The 11,788-nt window shown below is 54.2% G+C and carries 10 protein-coding genes; 5 read left to right on the top strand and 5 right to left on the bottom strand.

Annotated features, from left to right (window positions below):
* The first annotated feature begins 122 nt into the window (after nucleotides 1-122).
* Complete coding sequence (locus tag ACQG03_RS20830; protein WP_022649749.1) at nucleotides 123-947, top strand: protein bax; 825 nt, start codon at nucleotides 123-125, stop codon at nucleotides 945-947.
* A 35-nt stretch (nucleotides 948-982) separates the two neighbouring features.
* Here the strand turns inward: ACQG03_RS20830 and xylR are convergent, their stop codons facing one another.
* The 4 genes from xylR to xylF form a co-directional block, all read right to left on the bottom strand.
* Nucleotides 983-2,161 carry a D-xylose utilization transcriptional activator XylR gene (xylR, locus tag ACQG03_RS20825; protein ID WP_038416899.1) on the bottom strand — a complete coding sequence of 393 codons (1,179 nt, stop codon included), beginning with the start codon at nucleotides 2,159-2,161 and terminating at the stop codon, nucleotides 983-985.
* 34 nt (nucleotides 2,162-2,195) lie between these two features.
* Complete coding sequence (gene xylH, locus ACQG03_RS20820) at nucleotides 2,196-3,377, bottom strand: xylose ABC transporter permease XylH (protein ID WP_003860151.1); 1,182 nt, start codon at nucleotides 3,375-3,377, stop codon at nucleotides 2,196-2,198.
* Nucleotides 3,355-4,896: a xylose ABC transporter ATP-binding protein gene (locus ACQG03_RS20815; RefSeq protein ID WP_063152813.1), complete on the bottom strand. Its 1,542-nt coding sequence runs from the start codon at nucleotides 4,894-4,896 to the stop codon at nucleotides 3,355-3,357. The genes xylH and ACQG03_RS20815 overlap by 23 nt, the downstream gene beginning before the upstream one ends.
* A 72-nt stretch (nucleotides 4,897-4,968) precedes the next feature.
* Nucleotides 4,969-5,961, bottom strand: a complete 993-nt coding sequence (gene xylF, locus ACQG03_RS20810) for a D-xylose ABC transporter substrate-binding protein (RefSeq protein ID WP_022649746.1) — start codon at nucleotides 5,959-5,961, stop codon at nucleotides 4,969-4,971.
* 371 nt (nucleotides 5,962-6,332) lie between these two features.
* On the opposite strand from xylF, the gene xylA reads away from it, so the two are divergent.
* Nucleotides 6,333-7,655: a xylose isomerase gene (gene xylA / locus ACQG03_RS20805; protein ID WP_045622160.1), complete on the top strand. Its 1,323-nt coding sequence runs from the start codon at nucleotides 6,333-6,335 to the stop codon at nucleotides 7,653-7,655.
* A gap of 59 nt (nucleotides 7,656-7,714) precedes the next feature.
* A complete protein-coding gene (xylB, locus tag ACQG03_RS20800; protein WP_063163876.1) occupies nucleotides 7,715-9,169 on the top strand; it encodes a xylulokinase in 1,455 nt (484 codons plus the stop codon).
* A 52-nt stretch (nucleotides 9,170-9,221) separates the two neighbouring features.
* Here xylB and ACQG03_RS20795 read toward each other — a convergent pair whose 3' ends face one another.
* Nucleotides 9,222-10,217 carry an acyltransferase gene (locus ACQG03_RS20795; protein WP_022649743.1) on the bottom strand — a complete coding sequence of 332 codons (996 nt, stop codon included), beginning with the start codon at nucleotides 10,215-10,217 and terminating at the stop codon, nucleotides 9,222-9,224.
* Nucleotides 10,218-10,401: 184 nt separating this feature from the next.
* Between ACQG03_RS20795 and ACQG03_RS20790 the strand changes: the two genes are divergently transcribed.
* Nucleotides 10,402-10,707 (top strand): YsaB family lipoprotein, encoded by a 306-nt coding sequence (locus tag ACQG03_RS20790; protein ID WP_032671545.1) that lies wholly within the window; start codon nucleotides 10,402-10,404, stop codon nucleotides 10,705-10,707.
* Nucleotides 10,708-10,867: 160 nt separating this feature from the next.
* Nucleotides 10,868-11,779 (top strand): glycine--tRNA ligase subunit alpha, encoded by a 912-nt coding sequence (gene glyQ, locus ACQG03_RS20785; protein WP_003860141.1) that lies wholly within the window; start codon nucleotides 10,868-10,870, stop codon nucleotides 11,777-11,779.
* Nucleotides 11,780-11,788: the final 9 nt, after the last annotated feature.

Genomic DNA, 11,788 nt, shown 5'->3' with positions numbered 1-11,788 from the left:
TTCGGAATTGGACTATTTATAGACGTGCTCTTGAAGACTATTTTTGGTACGATTTGAGATTCCGCTCTCAAATTTTGAAGAAAATAAGGTGTTGGAATGCTTATATCCGACCAGGAGACCTAATGATATCGACTCCCATTCGACGATATGGGGCCGCGATACTCATGTTACTCACCATGGCATTTTCAGGTGAGGTGCTTGCAAAGACGCACACGGATACAACGAGTAAGAAAGCCCACGTAATAAAGACGACAAGCAGTAAGGTTAGCAGTAAACAAGAGTATTCTCGCAATAGTGCAAAGAGTAGTTCACTTCCTGATTTGCGAAAATACCCTTCCGGGACACCAAGGAAAAAAGCGTTTCTCCGGACGGTAATGCCTTACATTAAAAGTCAAAATGCCGCGATTACTGCGGATCGTAACTGGCTGATCGCCAAACAGTACGATAGCCGCTGGTCGCCGTCTGAGCGCACTCGCCTGAAAGACATCGCCAAACGCTATAAAGTGAAGTGGAGCGGGAACACGCGTCGTGTGCCGTGGAACACTCTGTTAGAGCGTGTGGACATTATTCCAGGCAGTATGGTCGCGACAATGGCCGCCGCCGAAAGCGGTTGGGGCACCTCGAAGCTGGCGCGCAACAACAATAATCTGTTTGGCATGAAATGCGCAAAAGGTCGTTGTACTAATGCACCCGGCAAGGTGAAGGGCTATTCACAGTTTGAATCGGTGAAAGATTCCGTGAATGCCTATGTGGTGAATCTGAACACCCACCCGGCCTACTCTTCGTTCCGTAAGTCACGCGCGCAGCTGCGTAAGGCGGACCAGGAAGTGACGGCCACGGCGATGATCCACAAGCTGAAAGGTTATTCCACCCAGGGACAGCGCTACAACAACTACCTGTTCTCCATGTACCAGGATAACCAGCGTCTGATTGCCGCACATATGTAATGAAAAACGCCTTCCACTGGAAGGCGTTCTTTTTTCTAGAGCAGGACTTCACTGTACCGTTCCCGGTACTCCTTCGGCGTGGTGTCATACTCTTTCCTGAACACCGAATAGAAATACTGAAGCGACGGATAGCCGCACATCTGTGAAATCTCGTTGATCGACAGCGAGGTGGAGATCAGCAGACTGCGCGCTTTCTCCAGCTTTTCCGCATGGATCACGGCGTGGATCGTCTCACCGACTTCCTCTTTAAACCGCTTCTCCAGATTCGAACGTGAAATGCCGACCGAATCCAGTACCTGATCGACCTTAATCCCTTTGCAGGCATGATTGCGAATGTAGTGCATCGCCTGAATCACGGCCGGATCGTTTAAGGAACGGTAGTCAGTTGAGCGACGCTCGACCACGCGAACGGGCGGAACCAGCAGACGCTGGAGCGGCAGGGATTCGTTGTCTAACAGTCTGTGCAGCAGCTTCGCGGCCTGATAGCCCATCTGACGGGTACCCTGCGCCACGGATGAGAGCGCCACGCGCGACAGATAGCGTGTAAGCTCTTCGTTATCAATACCAATCACGCACAGCTTTTCAGGCACAGGAATATGCAAATGTTCGCACACCTGTAATACGTGGCGGGCGCGGGCGTCCGTCACGGCGATAATCCCTGTCTGGGGCGGCAGCGTTTGCAGCCAGTCAGCCAGGCGATTCTGTGCGTGCTGCCAGTTTTCTGGCGCGGTTTCCAGCCCCTGATAAACGACGCCGCGATACTTCTCCTGGGCAACCAGCTGGCAGAAGGCATACTCACGCTCCATCGCCCAGCGCTTTCCGCTGGTGGCGGGCAATCCGTAAAACGCAAAACGATGGACGCCTTTCTCCTTTAAATGGAGGAAGGCGGTCTCAACCAGGGCATGGTTATCCGTGGCGATGTAGTGAACGGGGGGGTAATGTTCCGCTGAATGGTAAGAGCCGCCAACGCCCACGATAGGTACGTCGACACCACTCAGCAACTGTTCAATCACGGGGTCGTCAAAGTCAGCGATAACCCCGTCTCCCAGCCAGTCTTTGATGTTCTCCAGACGGGTACGGAAATCTTCTTCGATGAAAATATCCCATTCGGATTGCGACGCCTGCAAATATTCACCAACCCCCTCAACCACCTGACGGTCATAGGCTTTGTTGGCATTGAATAACAACGTAATGCGGTGACGCTTTTCAAACATGGCTCACTTTCCCAAATTAGTCACGATACGGTTCTCAGGCGCGCCGCTTGGTGGCAGAGTCCATCCAGACTGCCAGCAAAAGAATGGCCCCTTTGACGATATACTGCCAAAACGTCGGCACGTCCATCATACTCATCCCGTTATCCAGCGAAGCCATAATAAATGCGCCCATCACCGCACCCGCCACGCTGCCAATGCCTCCGGCGAGGCTGGTCCCGCCAATCACGCAGGCGGCGATGGCGTCCAGCTCGGCAATATTACCGGCAGACGGGGAACCCGCACCCAGACGTGAGCTGAGGATCAGCCCCGCGATGGCTACCATCAGGCCGTTGATGGCAAAGACGGCGAGTTTGGTGCGCTCGACGTTGATACCAGATAAACGCGCGGCTTCAAGATTGCCGCCGATAGCATAAATACGGCGACCGAATGCGGTACGTGTGGCCATAAACATCCCACCTAACAGCAACAGCGCCAGCAGCAGAACGGGCGTTGGGACACCGCGATAATCGTTTAGCAGCCAGATGGCCCCCAGCACAATCACCGCAGTAAGCGCCTGACGGCCGACAACCGAGGTTGAGGCAGGCGAGGCCAGCCCCAGCGCCTGGCGACGCATGCGTCCTCGCCATTGCCACGCGACAAACGCCATCAGCCCAACCACGCCGATCGTAAAACCGACGCCATCAGAGAGGTAGCTTTGGCCAATCTGGGACATCGAGGCGCTGGTCGGGGAGACGGTAGTGCCGTTGGTGATCCCAATCAGAATACCGCGGAAGGCCAGCATCCCTGCTAAGGTGACAATAAACGACGGGACTTTACGGTAGGCCACCCACCAGCCGTTCCACGCACCCAGCAGCAGACCCAGTACCAGCGTGACCGCAATCGTCAGCGGCAGCGGCCAGCCGAGCCAGACGTCAAAAATTGCCGCCACGCCGCCGAGCAGACCCATCATCGACCCTACCGACAGGTCAATTTCCGCTGAGATAATCACAAAGACCATCCCCACCGCCAGGATCCCGGTGATGGCGGTCTGACGCAGCAGGTTAGAGACGTTACGTGCGCTCAAATAGGAGCCATCGGTCATCCAGGTAAAGAACAACATGATGACGATAATGGCGGCAATCATTACAAAAACTTGCAGATTCAACGATTTAAGTCCTGCGAACGCACCGGGCGTCGGAACAGCGACTTTGATATCAGACGGGTTGCTTTTCGACATGGCGTTCGCTCCTTAAGGCAGCTTCCATCACCTGCTCTTGCGTCAGGTTCTGGTTGTTCAGGTTGGCTTTGAGTTTTCCTTCGTGCATGACCAGCACGCGGTCGCTCAGCCCCAGCACTTCAGGCAATTCGGACGAGATAACAATGACGGCAATCCCTTGCTGCACAAGCTGGTTGATCAGCTTGTAGATTTCATACTTCGCGCCGATATCGATCCCGCGCGTGGGTTCGTCCAGAATTAAAATGCGCGGATTAAGCAACAGGCAGCGCGCCAGAATCGCTTTCTGCTGGTTGCCGCCGCTCAGGCGACCTATCGCCAGTTCCGGCGAGGAGGTTTTCACCTTGAGCCTGGCAAGTGACTGAAGAATACACTGCTGTTCTGCGGCATCATCCAGGCTGCTCAGCGCGCCGGAAAACTGGCTGAGCGCCGCCAGCGTGATATTTTTTCCCACCGCCATGACCGGCACGATGCCGTCTTTTTTGCGGTCTTCGGGCACCATAGCAATGCCTTTGGCAATGGCCTGCTGGCAGTTGTCGATTTTTACCGGCTGACCGTCGATATAAATTTTGCCTTCCCAGCGCCCCGGCCAGACGCCAAACAGACACTGCACGGCCTCGGTTCTTCCGGCACCCACTAAACCCGCAATACCGAGAATTTCGCCGCGGTGCAGCGAGAAGGAGAGGTTATCCACGCGCTTGATGTGGCGGTTAACGGGATGCCACGCCGTCAGGTTTTCCACGCGCAGGAGTTCTTCGCCTATGGTGTGTGGTTCGTTGGGATACAGTGCGGTGAGTTCGCGACCCACCATCATGGTGATGATGTCATCTTCGCTCATGCCTTCTGCTTCACGCGTGCCAATGTGCTGCCCGTCGCGGATGACGCAGATGGTGTCGGAAATAGCTTTCACCTCATTGAGCTTGTGCGAAATATAGATGCAGGCGATACCGTGGTTTTGCAGGTCGCGGATGATATTGAGCAGAACGGCGGTTTCCTGTTCGGTGAGCGAGGCGGTTGGCTCGTCGAGGATCAGCAGGCGTACCTGTTTATTTAGCGCCTTGGCGATCTCCACCAGCTGCTGCTGGCCCAAACCTAAGTCGCCCACGCGCGTATGCGGTGAGATAGCGAGACTCACCTGGGCCAGCAGTTTTTCGCAGCGCAGCGTCATGGTGTCGTAATCCAGTACGCCGTGGCGCGAGAGTTCGACCCCAAGAAAGATATTTTCCAGCACGGTAAGGTGCTTCACCAGCGCCAGCTCCTGGTGAATGATAGCGATGCCTTTACGTTCGGTATCACGAATGTGCGTGGCCTGAAGCACCTCACCGGCAAAGACGATTTCGCCCTCGTAGCTGCCGTGCGGATAGATCCCGCACAGCACCTTCATCAGCGTGGATTTCCCCGAGCCGTTTTCGCCGCACAGCGACATCACTTCGCCGGGGTTCAGCCGCAGGCTTACGTTGTCGACCGCTTTCACCGCTCCGAAGGCTTTGGTGATGCTTTTCATTTCAAGTAAATAAGACATAACTGCTCCGCATAGCCCGACAGATGAACAGGGCAGGTCGATGCGCCCCCGCCGGGCAGGGGCTGCGCTGGATTACAGTTCACTCTTCTTATGGAAACCGTCTTTCACCACCGTGGCGTCAATATTCTCTTTGTTGACTTCGATAGGGGTAAGCAGGCGAGCTGGCACGTCTTTCAGGCCGTTATTTAACGTCGCGTCTGCTTTAGGTTGCTGGCCATTTCCCAGCTCAACGGCAATTTCGGCGGCCGTATTTGCAAGCTCGGTAATGGGCTTATAGACCGTCATAGTCTGGGTACCCGCGATAATGCGTTTTACACCCGCAAGGTCGGCGTCCTGTCCGGAAATAGCGACTTTCCCGGCCAGACCCTGCGCGCTCAGCGCCTGAATGGCGCCCCCCGCAGTGGCGTCGTTAGAGGCCACCACTGCATCGATTTTGTTGTTATTTGCGGTCAACGCGTTTTCCATAATTTTCAGCGCGTTTTCCGGTAACCAGCCGTCAGCCCACTGATCGCCGACGACTTTAATTTTGCCCTCGTCGATATACGGCTTCAGCACTTTCATTTGTCCCTGACGGAACAGTTTGGCGTTGTTATCCACAGGCGAGCCGCCCATCAGGAAATAATTCCCTTGAGGCACTTTTGCGATCAAGCTTTTAGCCTGTAATTCACCCACCTTTTCATTGTCGAACGAAATATAATAATCAATATCCGCATTATTAATCATGCGGTCATAAGCCAGGACTTTTATGCCTTCCTGTTTTGCTTCTTTCACCACGTTGCTTAATACCTGGCCGTTATACGGGATAATGACCAGCACATCGACGCCACGGTTGATCATATTCTCAATTTGCGACATTTGCGTCTCTTCGTTGCCGTTAGCGGACTGAACGAACACCTCCGCACCGAGAGATTCCGCTTTTTTAACAAAGATATCGCGATCTTTTTGCCAGCGCTCCAGGCGTAAGTCATCAATCGCCATGCCGATTTTGACTTCTTTGGCGTGGCCGGCAAAGCTTGCAAGCAGGAGAGTAGTGCAGAGCGTTAGGGTCAGGTTCTTTATCTTCATAATTATTAGGCCTTTTTGTAGGGGTATGTGTAGCTGAGATAAAAGAAACATTCACTGCTGAGACGCAGCAAATTTTTAACGTGGAAAGGCCTGCTGGCAATTACAGATTTTTATCTTCTCATTACGATATTTGGTTTATTTCTGAATTTATGACCGCGATCGGATTTTAAAAAGCGTAACCTATTAATTACATTTGATTCTGGAATGCGCGCCGAAAAATAGTTTGTCTGCACATTATTTTGCGAGCCAGCGCACAATTGCGCATTCTCTCAATAGCAGTGTGAAATAACGTAATTGAGCAACCTCCAATGTCTATTCACTATTACTCCAGAAGCAAGACCACGCCGCATACCCTGATTATGGAGCTCAATATGCAAGCTTATTTCGACCAACTCGATCGCGTTCGTTTCGAAGGCACGAAAACGACCAATCCTTTAGCATTTCGTCACTACAACCCGGATGAGCTGGTGCTGGGTAAGCGCATGGAAGATCACTTGCGCTTTGCCGCCTGCTACTGGCACACCTTCTGCTGGAACGGTGCCGATATGTTCGGCGTGGGCTCTTTTGACCGTCCATGGCAACAGCCGGGCGAGGCCATTGAGCTGGCGAAGCGTAAAGCCGACGTCGCGTTCGAGTTCTTCCATAAGCTGAACGTGCCGTACTACTGTTTCCACGATGTGGACGTGTCGCCGGAAGGGGCGTCGCTGAAAGAGTATCTGAACAATTTTGCGCAGATGGTCGACGTGCTGGCTGAAAAACAGCAGCAAAGCGGCGTGAAGCTGCTCTGGGGTACGGCTAACTGCTTTACCAACCCTCGCTATGGCGCGGGCGCGTCAACCAACCCGGACCCGGAAGTCTTCAGCTGGGCGGCAACCCAGGTCGTGACTGCGATGAACGCCACGCATCAGCTGGGCGGTGAGAACTACGTTCTCTGGGGCGGTCGTGAAGGCTATGAAACGCTGCTGAATACTGACCTGCGCCAGGAGCGTGAGCAGATTGGCCGCTTTATGCAGATGGTTGTGGACCACAAGCACAAAATCGGCTTCCGCGGTACGCTGCTGATTGAGCCAAAACCACAGGAGCCAACCAAGCATCAGTACGACTACGATGTCGCCACCGTGTATGGCTTCCTGAAGCAGTTTGGTCTGGAAAAAGAGATCAAAGTGAACATTGAGGCTAACCACGCCACGCTGGCGGGCCACTCGTTCCATCACGAAATCGCCTCTGCGATTGCGCTGGGCATCTTCGGATCGGTGGATGCGAACCGCGGCGATCCGCAGCTGGGCTGGGATACCGACCAGTTCCCGAACAGCGTCGAAGAGAATGCGCTGGTGATGTACGAAATCATCAAAGCGGGCGGTTTCACCACCGGCGGCCTGAACTTCGACGCCAAAGTGCGTCGCCAGAGCACCGATAAATACGATTTGTTCTACGGGCATATTGGCGCGATGGACACCATGGCGCTGGCGCTGAAGGTGGCGGCCCGTATGATTGAAGACGGTGAGCTGGATAAGCGCGTGGCGAAGCGCTACAGCGGCTGGAACAGTGAGCTGGGCCAGCAAATTTTGAAAGGTCAGTTATCGCTTGCGGAGATCGCGAAGTACGCTGAACAGCATCAGTTGGCACCGCAGCATCAGAGCGGCCATCAGGAACTGCTGGAAAACCTGGTCAATCACTACCTGTTCGATAAATAACAGCATTCATGCCCGGTAAGCGCAGCGCCGCCGGGCATTTCTGTCAAAGGAGTCACCACATGTATATCGGGATCGATCTTGGCACGTCGGGGGTGAAAGCCATCCTGTTAAGCGAGCAGGGCGATGTGTTAGCCACGCAGACTGAAAAGTTGCAGGTTTCACGCCCGCAGCCACTTTGGTCGGAACAAGATCCGGAGCAGTGGTGGCAGGCGACGGACCGCGCGATGAAAGCCTTAGGTGAGCAGCACAGCCTGCGCGACGTGAAAGCGCTGGGCATTGCCGGGCAAATGCATGGCGCCACGCTGCTGGATAGCCAGCATCGCGTACTGCGCCCGGCTATTCTCTGGAACGATGGCCGCTGTGCGGAAGAGTGCGCGATCCTTGAGGAGCGTGTGCCTGCGTCCCGCGAGATTACGGGCAATCTGATGATGCCCGGTTTTACCGCGCCAAAACTCCTGTGGGTGCAGCGCCATGAGCCTGAGATTTTTCGTCAGGTGGCGAAGGTTCTGTTGCCGAAAGACTACCTGCGTTTTCGCATGACGGGGGATTTCGCCAGCGACATGTCTGACGCCGCGGGCACGATGTGGCTCGACGTGGCGAAACGGGACTGGAGCGAAGCGATGCTGGATGCCTGCCAGCTGACGCGCGATCATATGCCTGCGCTGTTTGAAGGCAGTGATATCACGGGCGCTTTGCAGCCTTCTGTTGCTGAACGCTGGAATATGCCAGCCGTACCTGTCGTTGCCGGCGGTGGCGATAATGCGGCGGGTGCGGTCGGCGTGGGGATGGTGGAGACAGGACAGGCCATGCTCTCGCTCGGCACTTCCGGCGTCTATTTTGCCGTCAGTGACGGCTATCGTAGTAACCCTGAAAGCGCCGTACACAGCTTCTGCCACGCGTTGCCGGGTAAATGGCATTTGATGTCGGTGATGCTGAGCGCGGCATCCTGCCTCGACTGGGCGGCAAAGCTGACCGGAATGGCGGACGTCCCGGCGCTTATCACAGCGGCACAGCAGGCGGATGATACTGCCGGTGCGGTCTGGTTTTTACCGTACCTTTCCGGCGAGCGGACGCCGCATAACAACCCGGAAGCGAAAGGGGTCTTCTTCGGCCTTACCCATCAGCACGGCCCGGCAGAGCTGGCGCGCGCGGTGCTTGAAGGGGTCGGTTATGCGTTGGCGGACGGCATGGATGTCGTGCATGACTGTGGCCTGACGCCATCCAGCATTACGTTAATTGGCGGCGGGGCACGAAGCAGCTACTGGCGGCAGATGCTTTCCGATATCAGCGGGTTGCAGCTGGACTATCGTACTGGGGGAGATGTTGGTCCGGCGCTCGGTGCGGCACGGCTGGCGCAAATTGCGCTGAACCGGGATAAACCACTGCCCCAGCTTTTGCCCCAGCTGCCGCTTGAACAGCAGCATCGTCCTGATGCGAAAAATCATGCTCGCTACGCTGAAAGACGAGACGTTTTCCGCAAAATCTATCAGCAGCTTTTACCGCTAATGTCATAAACAGGAGCCGGGTGGCGCTAACGCTTACCCGGCCTGCCAGCCTTCAACCGGGTTAGCTCACAAACCTGCGTGTATCGATGCGTTGCAGCAGCATTGAGAGCAGCAGGCTGACAACCAGCGTAACGGTAAATATCCAGACAATATCCAGCACCGGCCAGCTTTTAAGCTCAACGCCGCGGGTGCGCAGGGCGTGGATCACCAGCGCGTGAAAACCGTAAATGCCCAGCGAGTGGCGAGAGATAAACCCCAGCACCGGAAGCGGGCGGGCATTCAGGGTGTTTTTAAACAGGGTCAGCAGCGAAACCGCGCAGATAAAGACCATCGGCCCGCAGTAGAGATACCAGGTATCGGCAAAGTTTCCGCGCCATTGCAGCTCGTGCAGCGTCCCTCGAGAGATAATAAACACACCGGCGATAAATGCTGCCGCGCAAAGCCAGTTTATTCCTCTCTTTTGCGTCTCCATCATGCCGATGGCGCGCCCCAGCATGCCGTACAGCACGTAATAAAACGTATCGCCGTTGATATAGAGGTTAACGGGCAGCCATTCAAAGCCATCAATTTTCTGTGAGACGGTATTCGGGTTTGCCACGATCCCGATTATTACCATCAAGGCCAGCAGCATTTTACCGCTAACGTTTTTTACCTGAATTAACGGCGAAACCAGATAGATAACCATTATCGCGAAGAAAAACCACAGATGATAGAACACTGGTTTTTGCAACAAATTGAGCAGGGAACGTTCAGCATTAATTGAAGTGAACAGGATGATATAGAGCAGCGAAATGGCGCTGTAAAACAGCAAACAGGAGACAATACGGATGAAATGTCTCGGCTGCGCGCTACGCTCGCCAAAAAAGAGAAAACCGGAAATCATAAAGAACAGCGGGACGCTCACGCGTGAGGCTGAGTTCAGAATATTGGCGACATCCCAGTTAACAGGGCTGATACTGTGCGCGTTCGTGACATACCAGGTCGTAGTGTGGATCATCACCACCATCAGACAGGCTATTCCCCGCAGGTTATCAATCCAGTTAATTTTTGACTGCATCAGTTCCTCTGTATTCCTGATAAAGAAAGTGTGACTGCGATTGCGTAAAACTTTTCCCTTGGAAAATTCTGAGTTTAACCAGGCTGTCTTGTCGGGAGCTGGCGAGATTCGCAGAATGTTGAACATTAATCTATAAACGTGTTGCTACTAAAAATAACAGCCACTGACCAGGGCGGTAATAAAAATGATGATGAAGCGTGGGGCGTCACTCTTTCTGCTGCTTTTATTAGCAGGGTGCAGTGCTTCTCAGGAGGCTCCAGTCCAAAAAGCGCAGCAGGGGAAAATGAGCCCGGAGCGTTCCCTGAATATGGAACAGCTGTGCAGGGATCAGGCGGCTCAACGTTATAATTCCGAAGCACAGAAAATTCATATTAACGGCTTCGAGCGCTTTCAGGGCAGCTATGAACTGAAAGGCTATACGGCGCGTAAAGAGGGCTTTGTCTGCTCTTTTGATGCAGACGGCCAGTTTTTACATCTCTCAATGCGCTAAATTGCTCGTATAAGCAGCAACCAGAGCCTTCGCAGGTTCTGGCTGTAGGGCTTATTCCCCAATTTTCCCTAAACAACCCCGTTTCGTACTGTATATCTTGCAGCCAGCGGGTATACTGATCCCTTCCATTTAAAACCACACGTATCCAGCACGAAATACTATGCAAAAGTTTGATACCAAGACCTTCCAGGGCCTGATCCTGACCTTACAGGATTACTGGGCTCGTCAGGGCTGCACCATTGTTCAACCTTTGGACATGGAAGTTGGCGCAGGCACCTCACACCCGATGACCAGCCTGCGCGCGTTAGGGCCAGAGCCGATGGCGACCGCCTATGTTCAGCCATCCCGTCGTCCGACCGATGGCCGTTACGGCGAAAACCCGAACCGTTTGCAGCACTACTATCAGTTCCAGGTGGTGATTAAGCCATCACCTGACAATATTCAGGAACTGTACCTCGGGTCACTGAAAGAGCTGGGTATGGATCCGACCATTCACGACATTCGTTTCGTGGAAGATAACTGGGAAAACCCAACGCTGGGTGCCTGGGGTCTGGGTTGGGAAGTGTGGCTGAACGGCATGGAAGTGACCCAGTTCACCTACTTCCAGCAGGTTGGCGGTCTGGAATGTAAACCGATCACCGGCGAAATCACCTATGGTCTGGAACGTCTGGCCATGTACATTCAGGGCGTAGACAGCGTTTACGACCTGGTCTGGAGCGACGGCCCGCTGGGTAAAACCACCTACGGCGACGTGTTCCATCAGAACGAAGTGGAGCAATCCACCTATAACTTCGAATACGCGGACGTAGACTTCCTGTTCACCTGCTTCGAGCAGTACGAGAAAGAAGCCCAGCAGCTGCTGGCGCTGGAGACTCCGCTGCCGCTGCCTGCCTACGAGCGTATTCTGAAGGCTGCCCACAGCTTCAACCTGCTGGATGCCCGCAAAGCGATCTCCGTGACTGAACGTCAGCGCTACATTCTGCGTATTCGTACCCTGACCAAAGCCGTTGCTGAAGCTTACTACGCGTCCCGTGAAGCCCTTGGCTTCCCGATGTGCAACCGAAACAAATAAGAGGCGGCC

Origin of the sequence: Enterobacter cloacae complex sp. 342H5 (assembly GCF_050030905.1) — a bacterium.
In the GTDB taxonomy this organism is placed as follows: Bacteria; Pseudomonadota; Gammaproteobacteria; order Enterobacterales; family Enterobacteriaceae; genus Enterobacter; species Enterobacter intestinihominis.
Note: the sequence above shows the minus strand (reverse complement) of the source record. Positions and strands in the feature narration are given on the sequence as shown.

Bases quoted from the DNA above. Each gene is read 5' to 3' on its own strand.
- xylB (WP_063163876.1), top strand. From the start codon at position 7,715: ATGTATATCGGGATCGATCTTGGCACGTCGGGGGTGAAAGCCATCCTG.
- xylR (WP_038416899.1), bottom strand. From the start codon at position 2,161: ATGTTTGAAAAGCGTCACCGCATTACGTTGTTATTCAATGCCAACAAA.
- xylH (WP_003860151.1), bottom strand. From the start codon at position 3,377: ATGTCGAAAAGCAACCCGTCTGATATCAAAGTCGCTGTTCCGACGCCC.
- ACQG03_RS20830 (WP_022649749.1), top strand. From the start codon at position 123: ATGATATCGACTCCCATTCGACGATATGGGGCCGCGATACTCATGTTA.
- glyQ (WP_003860141.1), top strand. From the start codon at position 10,868: ATGCAAAAGTTTGATACCAAGACCTTCCAGGGCCTGATCCTGACCTTA.
- xylA (WP_045622160.1), top strand. From the start codon at position 6,333: ATGCAAGCTTATTTCGACCAACTCGATCGCGTTCGTTTCGAAGGCACG.
- xylF (WP_022649746.1), bottom strand. From the start codon at position 5,961: ATGAAGATAAAGAACCTGACCCTAACGCTCTGCACTACTCTCCTGCTT.
- ACQG03_RS20790 (WP_032671545.1), top strand. From the start codon at position 10,402: ATGATGATGAAGCGTGGGGCGTCACTCTTTCTGCTGCTTTTATTAGCA.
- ACQG03_RS20815 (WP_063152813.1), bottom strand. From the start codon at position 4,896: ATGTCTTATTTACTTGAAATGAAAAGCATCACCAAAGCCTTCGGAGCG.
- ACQG03_RS20795 (WP_022649743.1), bottom strand. From the start codon at position 10,217: ATGCAGTCAAAAATTAACTGGATTGATAACCTGCGGGGAATAGCCTGT.